At 69.6% G+C, this 17,622-nt stretch carries 17 protein-coding genes; 10 read left to right on the forward strand and 7 right to left on the reverse strand.

What is annotated here, in order from left to right:
- The first annotated feature begins 107 nt into the window (after positions 1-107).
- From LV457_RS11730 to LV457_RS11750, 5 genes are read left to right on the forward strand one after another with little or no spacing between them, the layout of a single operon-like run.
- On the forward strand, positions 108-2,060 hold the full coding sequence (locus LV457_RS11730; protein ID WP_232171315.1) for a DUF6541 family protein: 1,953 nt from the start codon (positions 108-110) through the stop codon (positions 2,058-2,060).
- Positions 2,061-2,095: 35 nt separating this feature from the next.
- Positions 2,096-2,593: a bacterial proteasome activator family protein gene (locus LV457_RS11735; protein WP_232171318.1), complete on the forward strand. Its 498-nt coding sequence runs from the start codon at positions 2,096-2,098 to the stop codon at positions 2,591-2,593.
- A gap of 10 nt (positions 2,594-2,603) precedes the next feature.
- The gene (locus LV457_RS11740; protein ID WP_232171338.1) at positions 2,604-3,413 is read left to right on the forward strand and encodes an ABC transporter ATP-binding protein; all 810 of its coding nucleotides are present in this window, start codon (positions 2,604-2,606) and stop codon (positions 3,411-3,413) included.
- Complete coding sequence (locus LV457_RS11745) at positions 3,406-4,326, forward strand: glycosyltransferase (RefSeq protein WP_232171340.1); 921 nt, start codon at positions 3,406-3,408, stop codon at positions 4,324-4,326. Before LV457_RS11740 ends, LV457_RS11745 begins: the two co-directional genes overlap by 8 nt.
- On the forward strand, positions 4,323-5,153 hold the full coding sequence (locus LV457_RS11750) for an ABC transporter permease (protein ID WP_232171342.1): 831 nt from the start codon (positions 4,323-4,325) through the stop codon (positions 5,151-5,153). Before LV457_RS11745 ends, LV457_RS11750 begins: the two co-directional genes overlap by 4 nt.
- On the opposite strand, the gene LV457_RS20285 is transcribed toward LV457_RS11750, so the two are convergent.
- Positions 5,071-5,283, reverse strand: coding sequence for an alpha/beta hydrolase (locus LV457_RS20285; protein WP_374198820.1), 213 nt, complete (start codon positions 5,281-5,283; stop codon positions 5,071-5,073). The genes LV457_RS11750 and LV457_RS20285 overlap by 83 nt on opposite strands.
- Before the next feature lie 78 nt (positions 5,284-5,361).
- Here LV457_RS20285 and LV457_RS11755 point away from each other — a divergent pair, with 78 nt between their 5' ends.
- The gene (locus LV457_RS11755; RefSeq protein ID WP_232171495.1) at positions 5,362-5,757 is read left to right on the forward strand and encodes a GtrA family protein; all 396 of its coding nucleotides are present in this window, start codon (positions 5,362-5,364) and stop codon (positions 5,755-5,757) included.
- A gap of 1 nt (position 5,758) precedes the next feature.
- On the opposite strand, the gene LV457_RS11760 is transcribed toward LV457_RS11755, so the two are convergent.
- From LV457_RS11760 to LV457_RS11785, 6 genes are all read right to left on the reverse strand, one after another.
- Complete coding sequence (locus LV457_RS11760; RefSeq protein ID WP_232171345.1) at positions 5,759-6,064, reverse strand: type VII secretion target; 306 nt, start codon at positions 6,062-6,064, stop codon at positions 5,759-5,761.
- Between the two features lie 15 nt (positions 6,065-6,079).
- Positions 6,080-6,595: an LppA family lipoprotein gene (locus LV457_RS11765; protein WP_232171348.1), complete on the reverse strand. Its 516-nt coding sequence runs from the start codon at positions 6,593-6,595 to the stop codon at positions 6,080-6,082.
- 84 nt (positions 6,596-6,679) lie between these two features.
- Complete coding sequence (locus LV457_RS11770; protein WP_232171351.1) at positions 6,680-7,219, reverse strand: LppA family lipoprotein; 540 nt, start codon at positions 7,217-7,219, stop codon at positions 6,680-6,682.
- Positions 7,216-7,755, reverse strand: coding sequence for an LppA family lipoprotein (locus LV457_RS11775; RefSeq protein ID WP_232171353.1), 540 nt, complete (start codon positions 7,753-7,755; stop codon positions 7,216-7,218). The genes LV457_RS11770 and LV457_RS11775 overlap by 4 nt, the downstream gene beginning before the upstream one ends.
- A complete protein-coding gene (locus LV457_RS11780) occupies positions 7,752-8,273 on the reverse strand; it encodes an LppA family lipoprotein (protein ID WP_232171354.1) in 522 nt (173 codons plus the stop codon). The genes LV457_RS11775 and LV457_RS11780 overlap by 4 nt, the downstream gene beginning before the upstream one ends.
- A gap of 17 nt (positions 8,274-8,290) precedes the next feature.
- Positions 8,291-10,036, reverse strand: coding sequence for an alpha/beta hydrolase (locus LV457_RS11785; protein ID WP_232171496.1), 1,746 nt, complete (start codon positions 10,034-10,036; stop codon positions 8,291-8,293).
- Between the two features lie 164 nt (positions 10,037-10,200).
- Between LV457_RS11785 and LV457_RS11790 the strand changes: the two genes are divergently transcribed.
- From LV457_RS11790 to LV457_RS11805, 4 genes are all read left to right on the forward strand, one after another.
- Positions 10,201-11,565 (forward strand): FAD-binding oxidoreductase, encoded by a 1,365-nt coding sequence (locus tag LV457_RS11790; RefSeq protein ID WP_232171355.1) that lies wholly within the window; start codon positions 10,201-10,203, stop codon positions 11,563-11,565.
- The gene (locus tag LV457_RS11795; RefSeq protein ID WP_232171356.1) at positions 11,566-12,330 is read left to right on the forward strand and encodes a decaprenylphospho-beta-D-erythro-pentofuranosid-2-ulose 2-reductase; all 765 of its coding nucleotides are present in this window, start codon (positions 11,566-11,568) and stop codon (positions 12,328-12,330) included.
- 2 nt (positions 12,331-12,332) lie between these two features.
- Positions 12,333-14,303 (forward strand): arabinofuranosyltransferase, encoded by a 1,971-nt coding sequence (locus tag LV457_RS11800; protein WP_232171357.1) that lies wholly within the window; start codon positions 12,333-12,335, stop codon positions 14,301-14,303.
- A 72-nt stretch (positions 14,304-14,375) separates the two neighbouring features.
- The gene (locus tag LV457_RS11805; RefSeq protein ID WP_232171497.1) at positions 14,376-17,597 is read left to right on the forward strand and encodes an arabinosyltransferase domain-containing protein; all 3,222 of its coding nucleotides are present in this window, start codon (positions 14,376-14,378) and stop codon (positions 17,595-17,597) included.
- The last annotated feature ends 25 nt before the right edge of the window (positions 17,598-17,622 follow it).

A 17,622-nucleotide genomic window follows, 5' to 3' on the forward strand; every position in this document is an offset into this window, starting at 1 on the left:
CAGGGCCCCCTTCGGATGTCGATCGATCGGCCAACGGGCGCTGGTGGTGCCGCGCGGCCCTGCACTGCCCCGATCGGACCGGGCACCTGGACCGCCATACTAGTCCAGTGAGCTTGGGCTTCGGACTGCTAGTGGCGGTCTTGTTGCTGATTGTGCCCGGAGCATTCTTGGCCCGCGCCGGTGGACTGCGCTGGCCCATCGCCGTCGCGGCCGGACCTGCGCTGACCTACGGCGTGGTGGGCATCGCGATCATGGTGTACGGCGCCGTCGGCGTCCCCTGGAATGCGTTGACGGCCTTATTTGCTCTCGCCGTTTTCGCGGTGTTGGCCTGGAGTTTGCGCAAACCGCTGGGTCGGTTCCAGGATCCGGCCGCCGACGCACAGCGCGTCGCGCTGCGGCCGGCGCTGCTGGTGGCCGCCGGGGTGCTGATCGGCGCCGCGCTGATCGCGTGGGCCGCCGTCGCTGGGCTCCCGCAGTGGCAGTCGATCCCCAGCAATTGGGATTCGGTGTGGCACGCCAACACCGTGCGCTTCATCCTCGAGACCGGTCAGGCGTCGCCGACGCACATGGGCGAACTCCGCAACGTCGAGACCCACGACCCGCTGTACTACCCGTCGACCTTCCACGCGCTGGCCGCCGTGCTCGCCCAGCTCGTCGGTGCGGCGCCCACCAGCGCGTACACGCTCAGCGCGCTGGCCGCCTCGGTGTGGCTGTTCCCCGCCAGCGCGGCGGTGCTCACCTGGCACCTTGCCCGCGACCGGACGGACGTCTGGCGCGCCGCCGGCTGCGCGGCCACCGCCGCGGCGTTGTCGGCGTCCTTCACCTCGGTGCCCTACGTCGAGTTCACCACCGCCTCCATGCCGAACCTCGCCGCCTACGGCATCGCCGTGCCTGCGATGGCGCTGACCGTCTCCGCGCTGGCGCACCGCGACCGCATCCCGCTGGCCGTCGTCGCGATCGTCGGGGTGTTCTCGGTGCACACCACGGGCGGCATCGTCACGGTGCTGTTCCTCGCCGCGTGGTGGGCGTGCCACGGCGTGTGGCGGCCGGTGCGGAGCCGGGGGCAGGACCTGGCGGCGCTGCTGGCGGTCGGCGCGCCGGCGCTGGTGATCCTGCTGCCGCAGTTCGTCGGCATCCTGCGGCAGGCCGAGATCATCGCCGGGCACGCCTTCGTCACGGGCGAGGGCAAGAAGCGCGCGTTGATCGACGCCGCCGTGCAACACACCCGGCACCTCAACGACTTTCCGATCCAGTGGGCGCTGATCGTGGCCGCGGCGGCCGGCGCAGTGGTGCTCGTCGCCAAGCGGGTGTGGTGGCCGCTGGCGGTCTGGGCACTGCTCGTGGTGGCGATCGTGCACTCGTCGGCGCCGGTCCACGGCGCCGTCGGCCGGGTGATCGGCTTGTTCAGCGACACCTTCTACAGCGATCCGCGCCGGCTGTCGGCGGTGGTCACGATGCTGCTCACCTCGGCGGCCGGCATCGCGTTGTTCGCCGTGGTGGGCGGCGGCGTCCGCCTGCTCACCCGCCGGAAGGCCGATCCGCGGTGGGGCGCGGGCATCACCGCGGCGGTGCTGGCGGCGGTCTGCGTCGGCGCTGCGTGGCACTACCTGCCGGTGCACCGACACCTTTTCGGCGAGAAGTACGACGCCGTGATCATCGACGACGACGACCTCGCCGCGATGGCGTACCTCGCGCAGCTGCCGGGCGCCCGCGACACGCTGATCGGCAACGCGAACACCGACGGCACCGCGTGGATGTACGCCGTCGCCGGCCTGCACCCGCTGTGGACCCACTACGACTACCCGGTCCAGCAGGGCCCGGGCTACCACCGCTTCGTGTTCTGGGCCTACGCCGACGATGCGGACACCGATCCGCGGATCGCCGCGGCCGTACACGCGCTCAACATCCGCTACGTGCTCGTCAGCAAGCCGGTAGTCCGCGGGTTCGTGATGCCCGACGGGCTAGTCTCACTCGACAGCTCACGGTCGTGGAAGAAGATCTACGACAACGGCGGCGCCCGCATCTACGAATGGCGTGGCGACGCCGCGGGTAACCGCTGAGACCGCAGCCACCGGCCACCGTTGAGGAACTAGGGATGAGTATTCAGAGCGACGACGACGAGATCGAGATCATCGGCGGCTCCGGCCAGCAAGAGAAGAACGACGACAAGTCGGTGATGGACATGGTCGAGCAGCCCGCGAAGGTGATGCGCATCGGCACGATGATCAAGCAGCTGCTGGAGGAGGTGCGGGCGGCACCCCTCGACGAGGCCAGCCGCAGCCGGCTGCGCGAGATCCACGCCACCAGCATCCGCGAACTCGAGGAGGGCCTGGCGCCCGAGTTGCAGCAGGAGCTCAACCGGCTGGCGCTGCCGTTCGGTGAGGACACGGTGCCGTCCGACGCCGAGCTGCGCATCGCACAGGCGCAGCTCGTCGGCTGGCTCGAAGGGCTTTTCCACGGCATCCAGACCGCGTTGTTCGCCCAGCAGATGGCTGCCCGCGCGCAGCTCGAGCAGATGCGTCAAGGCGCCCTGCCGCAGGGCATGCCGGTGCCGGGCGGCCGCGGCGGCTCGGGCACCGGGCAGTACCTGTAGGCACCCAGCGGTGGCCGAGCCCTTCATCGAAACCCGCAACGCCTGGGTCGAGTTCCCCATCTTCGACGCCAAGTCGCGGTCGCTGAAAAAGGCGTTCCTCGGCAAGGCGGGCGGCGCCATCGGCCGCAACGCGTCCAACGTCGTCGTCATCGAGGCGCTGCGCGACATCACGCTGTCGCTGCGGCACGGCGACCGCGTGGGGCTCGTCGGCCACAACGGCGCCGGCAAGTCGACGCTCCTGCGGCTGCTGTCCGGCATCTACGAGCCCACCCGCGGCTCGGCGACCGTGCGCGGCCGCGTGGCGCCGGTGTTCGACCTGGGCGTCGGCATGGATCCGGAGATCTCCGGGTTCGAGAACATCATCATTCGCGGCCTGTTCCTCGGTCAGACCCGCAAGCAGATGCTCGCGAAGGTCGACGAGATCGCGGAGTTCACCGAGCTCGGCGAATACCTGTCGATGCCGCTGCGCACCTACTCCACCGGTATGCGGGTGCGCCTGGCGATGGGTGTCGTCACCAGCATCGACCCGGAGATCCTGCTGCTCGACGAGGGCATCGGCGCCGTCGACGCCGAGTTCATGAAGAAGGCGCGCACGCGGTTGCAGGACCTCGTCGCACGGTCCGGGATCCTGGTGTTCGCCAGCCACTCCAACGAGTTCTTGGCGCAGCTGTGCGACACCGCGATGTGGATCGACCACGGCACGATCAAGATGTCCGGCGGCATCGAAGACGTCGTCCGCGCCTACGAGGGCGAAGACGCCGCCCGCCACGTGCGCGAGGTGATCGAAGAGAACACCCGGTGGGACGCGCCCCGTGCCTGAGGGGCAGCGGATCTGCGCCGTCGTCGTCACCCACCGCCGGCCGGACCAGCTGGCGACGTCGTTGCAGGTGCTCGCCGAGCAGACCCGTCGGCCCGACCACCTCGTCGTCGTCGACAACGACAACGACCCGCGGGTGCGCGACCTGGTGGCGTCGCAGCCCGTGCCGACCACCTACCTCGGGTCGGCGCGCAACCTGGGTGGGGCGGGCGGCTTCGCGCTCGGGATGCTGACCGCACTCGCCACCGGGGCCGAGTGGGTGTGGCTGGCCGACGACGACGGCCGCCCCGCCGACACCGGGGTGCTCGAGACGCTGCTCACCTGCGCGCTGCGGCACGGGCTCGCCGAGGTGTCACCGATGGTCTGCGACATGGCCGATCCGCAGCGGCTGGCGTTCCCGCTGCGGCGCGGGCTGGTGTGGCGGCGGCGCGTCGACGAGCTACGGACGCACGGCCCAGAGCAGGATCTGCTGCCCGGCATCGCGTCGCTGTTCAACGGGGCGCTGTTCCGGGCCGAGACGCTGGAGGCGGTCGGCGTGCCGGACCTGCGGCTGTTCATCCGCGGCGACGAGGTCGAGATGCATCGGCGCCTGGTGCGCTCCGGGCTGCCGTTCGGAACCTGCCTAAAGGCGTCCTACCTGCACCCGCAGGGCTCCGACGAATTCAAGCCGATCCTGCGCGGTCGCATGCACACGCAATTTCCCGACAGCGCTACCAAACGTTTCTATACCTACCGCAACCGTGGCTACCTGCTCGCCCAGCCCGGCCTGCGGCGACTGCTGTTCCAGGAGTGGGTGCGCTTCGGGTGGTACTTCGTGATCACCCGACGCGACCCGGCCGGGCTGGTGGAGTGGGTCCGGTTGCGGCGGCTGGGGCGTCGCGAGAGATTCTCCCGGAAGGAGGGGACGCAGTCATGACGGTCACCGACACCGCGTCACAGTCGCGCACCATGGCCCGGGCGTGGGCGGACCTGGTCGACGGGTTCGGCAAGCGCGAACTGTGGCTGCATCTGGGCTGGCAGGACATCAAGCAGCGGTACCGCCGCTCGGTGCTGGGGCCAATCTGGATCACCATCGCGACCGGCGCCACGGCCGTCGCGATGGGCCTGTTGTACTCGAAGCTGTTCAAACTCGAACTGGCCGAACACCTTCCGTACGTGACGATGGGCCTGATCATCTGGAACCTCATCAACGCCTCGATCATCGAGGGCGCCGACGTGTTCGTCGCGAACGAAGGCCTGATCAAGCAGCTGCCGACACCGTTGAGCGTGCACGTCTACCGGCTGGTGTGGCGGCAGCTCATCCTGTTCGCGCACAACATGATCATCTTCGTCGTCATCGCGATCATCTTCCCCAAGCACTGGCACTGGACCGACCTCGCGGTGATCCCCGCGCTGGGGCTGATCGTGCTGAACTGCGTATGGGTGTCGTTGTGCTTCGGCATCCTCGCCACCCGCTACCGCGACATCAGCCCACTGCTGTTCTCGCTGGTGCAGCTGCTCTTCTTCATGACGCCGATCATCTGGAACGAGGCCACGCTGCAGGCCCAGGGCGCCGGTCAGTACGCCCGGATCGTCGAGCTCAACCCGCTGCTGCACTACCTCGACATCGTGCGCGCGCCGTTGCTCGGGGCCGACCAGGAGTTGCGGCACTGGCTCGTGGTCATCGTTCTGACGATCCTGGGGTGGCTGCTCGCGGCGGTGGCGATGCGCCAGTACCGGGGACGCGTCGCGTACTGGGTGTGACGCTGATGTCCGCTTGGCGCAGGCGGCAGGGGTCACGCATTACAGAGACGCTGTCCGACTCGACGTCGAGTTGCGAGCTGTTGAGTATTTCGAGACCTGGCGATCCGTAGAACACGACGTCATCCACCACGTCGACACCGGCGAGGCCGAGCCACTCCGCAAGTCTTCGCCGGCGCTGCCTTACGCTTCGCCAGTGGCCGAACCTCCGATGTCGCCGCAGCTTTCGCTGACCACGCAGGCCTGGCGATTCCTGGTGACCGGCGGCCTTTCGGCGATCGTCGACTTCGGGCTCTACGTGTCACTGCTCTCGACCGGCCTGCACGTCAACATCGCCAAGACGCTCAGCTTCGTCGCCGGCACCACGACCGCCTACCTGATCAACCGTCGCTGGACATTCCAGGCCGCGCCGAGCCGCGCCCGTTTTGTTGCGGTCTGCGCGCTCTACGCCACCACCTACGCCGTGCAGGTGGGCATCAACTACGTCTTCTACACGACGTGGGACGACAAACCGTGGCGAGTGCCGGTCGCCTTCGTCATCGCGCAGGGCACCGCGACCGTCATCAACTTCGTCGTGCAACGCGCGGTCATCTTCCGGTTGCGGTAGTTCAGTCGCCCAGGCTGTCCAACACGCCGGCACTGTGGTCATCCTGCGTGCGATAGGCGCGCGACGCCGCCTGCAGCTTGTCGCCGATGTCGTCGAGCTCACGGCGCAAGCGCGTCGCCTGCTCTTCGAGGAGCCCGATGAAGCCGGCGAAACCTGACCGGCCGGCATGCTGCCAGGCGGTCCCGAAGCCGCTGAGGGTGTCTGCGGTGGCAGCGCGGCTGGCCGAGGCGCGAGCGGCCAATTCGTGAGCGGACGCTCCCGAGCCGAACAGCATCTCGGTGTCACCGGCGAGGCGGTCACTGGGCATTGACAAAGCTCCCGTCTACGAGGGCGGAGCGTCCGCATGACGCCGGCACACGACGGTGCCCCTGATGACGGTGGCCACCGCTGATCCGAACATCAGACTGCGACCGTCGGGACTGGTGAAGCGGACATCATGCTTCTCAGCGACCGTGTCGGGTTGCCACGAGCCGACCAGCCCGTCCTGAGCAGCCAGCTCCTGGACCATCGGGAAAAGCCGCCGCCACTCCTCGGACGTCAACCCCCGGCTGCTCACCCACATCGGAAGGTACACCGCAGCGCCGTGCTGACCTGACACCTCATCGACGCAGCCAGGACTCATCTCGCTACCTGCCACTCGCCACGGCTCGGTCTCTGGCACGGTGCGCGCGACCAGCGAACGGACACGGTCGACAAGGTCGATCATCTCGGCTCGGGCCGCGTCGATGTCCGGAAGACTCTCGATACCGATGGCGGCCTCCTCCGGTGACGACGGTGCAGGTTCGGGCGTTTCGGCGGCCGGACCACCGCACCCGACCAACGTCAGCGCCACGACCACCGCAGCGACAGCACCATGAAGCGAGCCGCTCACTTGGTCACCAGCCAGCATCGTGGTGTTCGGTCGCCTTGACCGCGCGGGAGATCACGACCGCCCCACCGCGTCGGCGCTGCGCCGACACGCGACCGTGCCAGTCAGCACGGTGGCCTCCCGGCTGCCAAATTTCAGCTCCAAGCCGTCATCGCTTGTGAAGCGGACATCGTGATTGCCGCTGCTGTGCTGTGGGGAGACGTAGCTGGGAAGTCCCGCCTCTGCCGCCAGCCGCGCCACAACAGGAAAGACGAGCTCCCACTCGGCATCGGTCAACCCTTTGGGTGTCGACATCATCCGCAAGTACACGGTGACGCCCTCGCGGCCGGTGGACCTCTGCACACACCACTCACGCGCTTCATCGCGGTCCCACCGCCACGGCGCCGTCGCCGGCACCAACCGCACGATCTCGTCACGCGCACGCTCGATCAACTCGGTCAGCTGACGCGCGGCCACGTCGGCATCAGGCAACTCGGCGATGTCGACCACCGGAACCTCCTCGTTGATGATCGGCGAGCTGGTCTGGCCGCCGCATCCGGCGACCGCCAACAACACGACGCACACCGCCGCCTCCTTGACCGCGCGGGAGATCACGACCGCCCCACCGCGTCGGCGCTGCGCCGGCAGGCGACGGTGCCGGTCAGCAGCGTCGCTTCTCGAGAGCCGAAGACGAACTCCCGGCCATCGTCACTGGTGAAACGCACGTCGTAATTGCCGCTGCTGTGCTGCGGAGCGACGTAGTTGGGAAGTCCCGCGTCTGCCGCCAGCCGTGCCACAACAGGGAAGACGAGATCCCACTCGGCATCGGTCAACCCGTGCGCCGAGATCATATTGCGCAAGTACACAGTGACGCCCTCGCGGCCGGTGGACTTCTGCACACACCACTCACGCGCTTCCTCGCGGTTCCACCGCCACGGCGCGGTCGCCGGCACCATCCGCACGATCTCGTCACGCGCACGCTCGATCAGCTCGGTCAGCTGGCGCGCGGCCACGTCAGCGTCGGGCAACTCGGCGATGTCGATCACCGGAACCTCCTCGTTGATGATCGGCGAGCTGGTCTCGCCGCCGCATGCGGCGACCGCCAATAGCACGACGCACACCGCCGCCCCCTTGACCGCGCGGGAGATCACGACCGCCCCACGGCGTCGGCGCTGCACCGGCAGGCGACGGTGCCGGTCAGCACGGTGGCCTCCAGGCTGCCGAACATGAACTCTCGACCGTCGTCGCTGGTGAAACGCACGTCATAATTACCGCTGCTGTGCTGGGGAGAGACGTAGTTGGGAAGTCCCGCGTCTGCCGCCAGCCGCGCCACAACAGGGAAGACGAGCTCCCACTCGGCATCGGTCAACCCATGCGCCGAAATCATCTTGCGCAAGTACACAGTGACGCCCTCGCGGCCGGTGGACTTCTGCACACAGCCGAAGCGGCTCTCCTCGCGGTTCCACCGCCACGGCGCCGTCGCCGGCACCAACCGCACGATCTCGTCACGCGCACGCTCGATCAACTCAGTCAGCTGGCGCGCGGCCACGTCGGCATCGGGCAACTCGGCGATGTCGACCACCGGAACCTCCTCGTTGATGATCGGCGAGCGATCGTCCCCGACGTTGCACGCCGTGAGGACCAGCAGGACCAACAGCAGCGACCACACCCGCTGCAGACGTCGTGTCATCGTCGCTCCAACAGATCGGGATGAGCGGGATCGTGGGCCAACCCGGCAGCAATGATCGCGAGGTTGTAGCCGGTGGTGCGCAAAGTCCGCTGATCGCTGCCGACACGCGGGTAATCGGCATGCCCGGTGGCGCCGTCGCGGTGCTGGCCGTCGGGCGTAACCGCCTCCCCCGTCGCGAGCTGCTCGAACGGCAGCGTCGACGGGTCCGGTCCGAGCAGCGCCAGATCGGCTACTGACGGCAACGGCACTCCGCGGACCCGCCATGTTTCGGCGATCGGGTCGTCAGCGGCGGCCATGACATAGGCATGTCCGTCCGGGAGGAAGAGATCCGCTTCGTCGTCGATCGGCGCGTGAGACGGAACCTGCATCGGGCCGACAAAGGTCCCCTCGTCGGTAACCCCCAGCCCCGGCGAGCCGTAGAACGCCGCGTCATCCACCACGCCTGTCTCGCCGAGTTCGTTCAACGCCTGAGCGGTGGTCAGGGAACCGTAGGAGTGGCCGAACGCCGACAGGTGGACGCCGGCACCGTGCTCGTTCGTGGCGTTGATGCCGCGGTAGAAGTCAGCCAGATCAGGCGCGGCTTGGTCGGCACAGTCCTGGTTCCGCGCGGCGGCGATCGACAGGTCCCCGGTGTCGGGTGGGTCGTAGCCGAGCCACGCGATGGTCGCGACGCTCTCGCCGGCCCGGCCAACTCGTTCCAGTTGCGTGAGCGCCTCGCTCTGCAGCGCTCCCGCCTCGTTCACTATGTCCGGCAGGCTCGTGGCATGAGTGTCCATCCCCGGCGTCGTGACCGACACGTGCTCGGCGGTGTCGGGATTGCCGACCGCAATCGCGGCTTGCGTTTCGTCCTGCTCCAGATCGAGCAGCATCAGATACCGGTTCGGGTCGTAACCTTTCTCGATGTCGCCTCCGACCGACAGCGCCTTCTTGAGCGCCTGCGCGTCGTCGAACCTTGCCTGAGCAGCCGCGCGCCTGGTGTCGTAAGCCGTTCCAGCCACCAGCGGGTCGGCGTTCGGGTTCATCTTCTTGAAGTTGGTGATGAAGTCCTCGCGACTGCCCAGCTCGTCGAGCGCCGCCTTGGCGTCGGCGTACTCCCGGTCGAGCACCGCGACGTTGGCCTGGTGGCGGGCCCACACCTCGACGCCGTCGCGGTTGCGGATCCAGTCGGGGTGTTCGGCGACCACCTTTCGCTGCTCGTCCGTCGACAGCGCATCCCACCAGGCGTTGACGTCAGCCGGAGTGACGTCTTCGCCCTCCGGCGGGTAAGGCGCCGACAACCCCGACTGGTCACGGCCGCTGCGGACAGCTGACGCCATATCCGTTGCGCCGTGGGCGGTGACGTCGCCGTGCGCGAGATGCCCGAACACCTCCGCGCAGTCGGCGTCGATGTCCTCGGCCTGTTTGATCAGCGCCTTCGCCCGTACCACCAAGTCCTGCGCAATCGACTCGAGACGAGCGAACTGGTCGGCAGGCGCGTTGACCGTGATGTCGCCATCGTCCTCCAGCTGCATGAAGGGACGGTTGGCGGCCACCGCCGCGCGCAGGTCGGCGAGCTCACCCTGCAGCTTTGCGACCCCGGACGCCGTCTCCTCGGCGAGTGCCTGCACCGCGCCGATCACGGCCGCGTCGTCGAGGACGTTCCGCGCAGCCGCCGTGATGGTGCCGCGGGCCGCATCCGCGGCGGGCGAGTCCCAACCGGGCAGCTGCGAGATGACGCGGAGGTCCTCCGACACCCCCGCCACGGTGCCCAACTCGTCGCCCAGTTCCGCCGCGATCGACTGCAGCGCTGGCACGCTCCACGCGTCGGTATCACTCAGCAGCACCGCACCCCCCTCGACATCACAACCCTAAAGCTGATTTCCGGCGTTTCGTTCATCACTTTGGACGCCCGGTACCCTCAGCTGCGATGTCCACCGACCTACAGACGCGACGCCTCACCGGCTGGGCGCGCACCGCACCCAGCGTCGCGCGGGTGCTGTCGACGCCCGACCCCGGGCGGATCGTCGACGCCGTGGCCCGGGCGGACGGCCGCGGCGTCATCGCGCGCGGGCTGGGCCGCTCCTACGGCGACAACGCGCAGAACGGCGGCGGCCTCGTCGTCGACATGGCAGCGCTGAACAGGATCCACTCGATCGACGCCGACACCCGCATGGTGGACGTGGACGGCGGGGTGAACCTCGACCAGCTGATGCGCGCCGCGCTGCCCTTCGGGCTGTGGGTGCCGGTGCTGCCCGGCACGCGGCAGGTCACCATCGGCGGCGCCGTCGCCTGTGACATCCACGGCAAGAACCACCACAGCGCAGGCAGTTTCGGCAACCACGTCCGTTCGATGGAACTGCTGACCGCGGACGGGCAGGTGCGCCACCTGACACCGGACGGCGACGACCCGGAGCTGTTCTGGGCGACGGTCGGCGGCAACGGGCTGACGGGCATCATCCTGCGAGCCACCATCGAGATGACGCCCACGGAGACGGCGTATTTCATCGCCGACGGCGACGTCACCGCCGGCCTCGACGAGACCATCGCCTTCCACAGCGACGGCAGCGAGGCCAATTACACCTACTCGTCGGCGTGGTTCGACGCGATCAGCCCGCCACCGAAGCTCGGACGCGCCGCCATCTCGCGCGGCTCGCTCGCCCGGCTCGACCAGCTGCCGGCGAAGCTGCAGAAGAACCCGCTGAAATTCGATGCGCCGCAACTGTTCACGTTTCCCGACGTGTTTCCCAACGGGTTGGCCAACAAGTGGACGTTCCGGCCGATCGGCGAGCTTTGGTACCGCAAGTCGGGGACCTACCGCAACAAGGTGCAGAACTTGACGCAGTTCTATCACCCGCTCGACATGTTCGGCGAGTGGAACCGGGCTTACGGCTCACAGGGTTTCGCCCAGTACCAGTTCGTCGTCCCCACGGCGGCGGTGGACGAGTTCAAGGCGATCATCGTAGACATGCAGCGCTCCGGGCACGTCTCGTTCCTCAACGTGTTCAAGCTCTTCGGGCCCGGAAACCAAGCACCGCTCAGCTTTCCGATCCCGGGCTGGAACGTGTGCGTCGATTTCCCGATCGTGCCCGGGCTGGGCGAATTCCTCACCGGCATCGACAAGCGCGTGCTGCAGTTCGGCGGCCGACTCTACACCGCCAAGGACAACCGCACCTCCGCCGAGACCTTCCACGCCATGTACCCGCGGATCGACGAATGGATCGCGGTGCGCCGCCGGGTCGATCCCGACGGGGTCTTCGCCTCCGACATGGCCCGACGTTTGGAGCTGCTGTAAATGGTGCTTGATGCCGTGGGTCATCCGCAGGCGATCCTGTTGCTCGGCGGCACGTCGGAGATCGGGCTGGCCATCTGCGAGCGCTATCTGCGCGACGCCCCCGCCCGCATCGTGCTCGCCGCGCTCCCCGACGACCCGGGCCGCGACGCCGCCGTCGCGCAGCTCACCGCGGCCGGCGCCAAGGACGTCGAGCTGATCGACTTCGACGCGACCCAGCCGGACACGCATCCGGCCGTCATCGATCGCGCCTGGGCGCACGGTGACATCGACGTCGCGATCGTCGCGTTCGGCTTGCTCGGCGACGCCGAGGAGCTGTGGCAGAACCAGCGCAAAGCGGTGCAGATCGCCGAGATCAACTACACCGCAGCGGTGTCCGTCGGGGTGCTGCTGGGCGAGAAGATGCGGGCGCAGGGGTACGGCAACATCATCGCCATGAGCTCGGCCGCCGGCGAGCGGGTGCGCCGGTCGAACTTCGTCTACGGCTCCACCAAGGCCGGCCTCGACGGCTTCTACCTCGGGCTCGGCGAAGCGCTCAAACCCTACGGCGTCCACGTGCTCGTCATCCGCCCGGGCCAGGTGCGCACCCGGATGAGCGCCCACGTGAAGGAGGCGCCGCTGACGGTCGACAAGGAGTACGTCGCCGACCTCGCGGTCACCGCGTCGGCGAAGCGCAAGGAGCTGGTGTGGGCTCCCGGCGCGTTCCGCTACGTGATGATGGTGCTGCGCCACATTCCGCGGCCGATCTTCCGCAAGCTGCCCATCTGACCATGCGGGCGGTGTGGGTCACCGCGGGCCGCTGCGCGCTCGCGGTCGCGGTGGCGGTGGTCGTGAGCGTCGTCGCGCTCGCCGCGATCGCCCGCGTCGAGTGGCCGGCCTTCAACTCGTCGAACCAGCTGCATGCGCTGACCACGGTCGGCCAGTTCGGTTGCCTCGCCGGGCTGGTGCTGGCCGGCTGGTTGTGGCGTCGGGGCCGCCGCGCGTGGGCGCACGGCACCGCGCTCACGTTCCTGAGCGCGTTCGTGGTGGCCACGCTGGGGATGCCGCTCGGCGCGACGAAGCTGTACCTGTTCGGGGTGTCCGTCGACCAGCAGTTCCGCACCGAATTCGTCACCCGGCTCGCCGACAGCGCCGCGCTGCGCGACATGACCTACGCCGACCTGCCGCCGTTCTATCCGGCCGGCTGGTTCTGGCTGGGCGGCCGCGCCGCCGCGCTCACGGGCACACCGGCCTGGGAGACGGTCAAGCCGTGGTCGATCTGCTCGATCGCGATCGCCGTGGCGCTCGCGTTCGTGTTGTGGTCGACGCTGATCCGGTTCGAGTACGCGCTGGCCGTGACGACGGCGACCGCCGCCGTGACACTGGCCTACGGCTCGCCGGAACCCTACAGCGCGATGATCACCGTGCTGCTGCCGGCGATCTTCGTGCTGGCGTGGTCGGGACTGCGGGGCCACGCCCGCACCGGGGCGAGCGGAGCGACGGGGGAAAGGCACGCCGGGGCGAGCGGAGCGACGGGGGAGAGACACGGCGGGGCGAGCGGAGCGACGGGGGAGAGACACGGCGGGAAGGCCGCCGTCGTCGGTGTCGGCGTCTTCCTCGGCGTCACGGCGACGTTCTACACCCTGCTGCTGGCCTACGCGGCGGTGACGGTGACGGTGATGGCGGCCGTCGCGGCATGGGCGCGCCGCCGCGACGGCCGCCGGGCGGTGCTGTCGCCGCTGCTGCGGCTGGCGGTGATCGCGGCCATCTCGGCCGCCATCGCCGCGATCACCTGGCTGCCGTACCTCGTGGCGGCGGCGCGCGCCCCGGCGAGCGGATCGGGCAGCGCGCTGCACTACCTGCCCGCCGACGGCGCCAGCCTGACCTTCCCCATGCTGCAGTTCACGCTGCTCGGCGCGTTGACGCTGCTCGGGACGCTGTGGCTGGTGGTGCGCGCCGGGACCTCCGTGCGCGCGGCGGCCCTGGCGATCGCGGTGGTGTGCGCCTACGGCTGGTCGCTGCTGTCGATGCTCGCGACGCTGGCCCAGGTGACGCTGCTGAGCTTCCGGCTGCAGCCCACCATCGCCGTGCTGCTCACCGCGGCCGGCGTCTTCGGGTTCGTCGAGGCCGCGTTCGCGCTGGCCCGCCGCTACCACCCGCACGTCAACCGCCGGGTTCTGGTGGCCGCCGCGGCCGTCGCGCTCGGCGGCGCGATGGCGTTCAGCCAGGACATCCCCGACGTACTGCGACCCGACATCGTCGTGGCTTACACCGACACCGACGGCGCCGGCCAGCGCGCCGATCGCCGGCCGCCCGGCGCCGAACGCCACTACGCCGAGATCGACGCCGCCATCCAGCAGGCGACGGGCCGGCCCCGCGACGAGACCGTGGTGCTGACCGCCGACTACAGCTTCCTCTCCTTTTATCCCTACTTCGGCTTCCAGGGCTTGACCTCGCACTACGCGAACCCGCTGGCGCTGTTCGACCAGCGGGCCGCGGAGATCGAGAGCTGGGAGGACCTGCGCACCGCCGACCAGTTCGTCGCCGCGCTCGACGCGTTGCCGTGGCGGCCGCCGACGGTCTTCCTGATGCGACGCGGCGCGGGTGACACCTACACGCTCCGGCTCGCGTCGGACGTCTATCCGAACCAGCCGAACGTCAAGCGCTACACCGTCGAGCTCGACGACGCATTGTTCGACGACCCGCGCTTCACCGTCCGCGCGATCGGTCCGTTCGTGCTGGCCATCCGCACGGCTGGCTAGCCGGCGGTGCAATTACCATCTACCTCCGTGACCGACGCGCGGGCCAGCCACCGGACCGCCCGCCTGGTTGCCATGGTGGCCGGGCTGCTCGGTGTCCTCCTGGCCGTCCTCACCCCGCTGCTGCCGGTGACGCAGACCACCGCCGTACTGAACTGGCCGCAGAACGGTGTGCTGCGCAGCGTCGAGGCACCGCTGATCGGCTACGTCGCCACCGACCTGACCATCGACGTGCCCTGCAGCGCCGCCGCCGGGCTCGCCGGGACCGGCGGAAACGGCCGCACGGTGCTGCTGTCGACGGTGCCCAAGCAGGCGCCGAACGCCGTCGACCGCGGGTTGCTGATCGAGCGGGCCAACGACGACCTGGTGGTGGTCGTCCGCAACACCCCGGTCGTCGTGGCGCCGATGAGCCAGGTGCTCGGCCCCGACTGCCAGCGGCTCACCTTCACCGCCCGCGCCGACAAGGTGACCGGCGAGTTCGTCGGGCTCACCAAGGGCCCCGACGCGGTCGAACCGGGTGAAGCGCCCGGCGGCCCGCTGCGCGGCGAACGCAGCGGGTACGACTTCCGGCCGCAGATCGTCGGCGTGTTCACCGACCTGGCCGGTCCGGCGCCGCCCGGGCTGCGGTTCAGCGCCACCATCGACACCCGCTACAGCAGCTCGCCGACGCTGCTCAAGACGTTGGCGATGATCCTCGGCGTCGCGCTCACCGTCGCCTCGCTGGTCGCGCTGCACATCCTCGACACCGCCGACGGCATGCGGCACCGCCGGTTCCTGCCGCCGCGCTGGTGGTCGGTGAACCCGCTCGACGGCGTGGTGGCCGCCGTGCTCGTGTGGTGGCATTTCGTCGGCGCCAACACCGCCGACGACGGCTACATCCTGACCATGGCCCGCGTGTCGGAGAAGTCCGGCTACATGGCCAACTACTACCGCTGGTTCGGCACACCGGAAGCCCCGTTCGGCTGGTACTACGATTTGCTGGCGCTGTGGTCTCACGTGAGCACCACCAGCAGCTGGATGCGGCTGCCCACCCTGCTGATGGCGCTGGCCTGCTGGTGGGTGATCAGCCGCGAGGTGATCCCCCGGCTCGGCGCGGCCGCCAAGGGCAACCGCGCCGTCGCCTGGACCGCCGCCGGCATGTTCCTCGCGGTGTGGCTGCCGCTCAACAACGGGCTGCGCCCCGAGCCGATCATCGCCCTCGGCATCCTGCTCACCTGGTGCTCGGTGGAGCGCGGGGTGGCGACGAGCCGGCTCCTGCCCGTCGCCGTGGCGTGCATCATCGGCGCGCTGACCCTGTTCTCCGGGCCCACCGGCATCGCGTCGATCGGCGCCCTGCTGGTGGCGATCGGCCCGCTCAAGACGATCGTGGCGCGGCGGTCGCGGCGGTTCGGCTACCTGCCGCTGCTGGCGCCGATCCTCGCCGCCGGCACGGTGACGATGATCCTGATCTTCCGCGACCAGACGCTGGTCGGCGAGGCGCAGGCCAACATGCTGAAATCGGCGGTCGGGCCGAGCCTCAGCTGGTTCGACGAGCACATCCGCTACGAGCGGCTCTTCACGCTGAGCCCCGACGGTTCGGTCGCGCGCCGGTTCGCGGTGCTGGCCCTGCTGCTGGCGCTGGCGTTGGCCGTCGCGATGGCGCTGCGCAAGGGCCGCATCCCGGGCACCGCCGCCGGCCCCAGCTTGCGGATCATCGGCATCACCGTCATCTCCTTCGTCGCGATGATGTTCACCCCCACCAAGTGGACCCACCACTTCGGCGTCTTCGCCGGGCTCGCGGGTTCGCTGGGCGCCCTGGCCGCCGTCGCCGTCACCGCGACCGCGATGCGCTCCCGGCGTAACCGCACCGTCTTCACCGCCCTCGTCCTGTTCGTCGCCGCGCTGAGTTTCGCCACGGTCAACGGCTGGTGGTACGTGTCGAATTTCGGGGTGCCGTGGTCGAACGCCATGCCGGAGTACCGGTTCGGCTTCACCACCATCCTGCTGGGCCTGACGTTCGCGACGCTGCTGTTCGCGGCGTGGATCCATTTCTCCGGCCGGGACGGCGGCCGGGCGGGCGACGCGACGGCAGCGGCCGCCGGGGTGGGCCGGTGGCGCCGGATCACCCGCTCGCCGCTGGCCGTCGCCGCATGGCTGCTGGTGGTGTTCGAGGTGGTGTCGCTGACGTCGGCGATGATCGGGCAGTACCCCGCGTGGTCGGTGGGCCGCTCGAACCTGCAGGCCCTCACCGGCAAGACCTGCGGGCTGGCCGACGACGTGCTCGTCGAACAGGATCCGAACGACGGCATGCTGCAGCCCGTCACCGGCCCGCCCGGTCCGGCGCTCGGCGCGGGCACGGCGCAGGGTTTCACCCCCAACGGCGTGCCCGCCGACGTCACCGCCGACCCGGTCGCCGACAACCCGGGCGGCAACGCGTTCGTCGCCGACGACGACAACGTGACCAACGGCGAGGCCGGCACCGAGGGCGGCACCACCGCGACGGCCGGCGTGAACGGCTCCCGCGCCCGGCTGCCCTACCAGCTCGACCCCGCCCGCACGCCGGTGCTGGGCAGTTACCGCGCCGGCGTGCAGGAGCGGGCCGTGCTGCGGTCGGGGTGGTACCGGCTGCCCTCCAAGGACGAGAACGGTGGATCGAGCCGGCGGGACGCGTCGCGACCGCTGCTGGTGGTCGCGGCAGCCGGCCGCTTCGATCCGCCCGAGGTGCAGGTGCAGTGGGCGACCGACGAGCAGGCGTCGAACGACGAGCCCGGCGGAAGCTTCGAGCTCGCCGACGTGGGCTCGGCACCGGCCTGGCGCAACCTGCGGCTGCCGATCGACGCCATCCCCGCCGAGGCCACCCAGATCCGGCTCGTCGCGTCCGACGACGACCTGGCGCCCCAGCACTGGATCGCGCTGACCCCGCCGCGGGTGCCGTACCTGCGCACGCTGCAGGACGTCGTCGGCTCGCAGGACCCGGTGCTGCTCGACTGGCTGGTGGGCCTGGCCTTCCCGTGTCAGCGGCCGTTCGACCACAACAACGGCGTCATCGAGACCCCCAAGTGGCGCATCCTGCCCGACCGCTTCGGCGCCGAGGCGAACTCGCCGGTGATGGACAACATCGGCGGCGGGCCGCTCGGCATCACCGAGCTGCTGCTGCGCACCACCACCGTGCCGACCTACCTCGACCACGACTGGGTGCGCGACTGGGGTGCGCTGCAGCGCCTCACGCCGTACTACCCGAACGCCACGCCCGCGCGGCTGGACATCGGCACCGCCACCCGCAGCGGGCTGTGGAGCCCGGCGCCGCAGCGGCACTGACGGCTTCGCCTACCATCGAGCCTCG

Origin of the sequence: Mycobacterium sp. MYCO198283, assembly GCF_021213805.1 — a bacterium.
In the GTDB taxonomy this organism is placed as follows: Bacteria; Actinomycetota; Actinomycetes; order Mycobacteriales; family Mycobacteriaceae; genus Mycobacterium.

What these genes read in the sequence shown, in the direction of transcription:
- LV457_RS11735 (WP_232171318.1), top strand. Translation starts at nt 2,096, where the DNA reads ATGAGTATTCAGAGCGACGACGACGAGATCGAGATCATCGGCGGCTCC.
- LV457_RS11750 (WP_232171342.1), top strand. Translation starts at nt 4,323, where the DNA reads ATGACGGTCACCGACACCGCGTCACAGTCGCGCACCATGGCCCGGGCG.
- LV457_RS11755 (WP_232171495.1), top strand. Translation starts at nt 5,362, where the DNA reads ATGTCGCCGCAGCTTTCGCTGACCACGCAGGCCTGGCGATTCCTGGTG.
- LV457_RS11760 (WP_232171345.1), bottom strand. Translation starts at nt 6,064, where the DNA reads ATGCCCAGTGACCGCCTCGCCGGTGACACCGAGATGCTGTTCGGCTCG.
- LV457_RS11790 (WP_232171355.1), top strand. Translation starts at nt 10,201, where the DNA reads ATGTCCACCGACCTACAGACGCGACGCCTCACCGGCTGGGCGCGCACC.
- LV457_RS11795 (WP_232171356.1), top strand. Translation starts at nt 11,566, where the DNA reads ATGGTGCTTGATGCCGTGGGTCATCCGCAGGCGATCCTGTTGCTCGGC.
- LV457_RS11800 (WP_232171357.1), top strand. Translation starts at nt 12,333, where the DNA reads ATGCGGGCGGTGTGGGTCACCGCGGGCCGCTGCGCGCTCGCGGTCGCG.
- LV457_RS11805 (WP_232171497.1), top strand. Translation starts at nt 14,376, where the DNA reads ATGGTGGCCGGGCTGCTCGGTGTCCTCCTGGCCGTCCTCACCCCGCTG.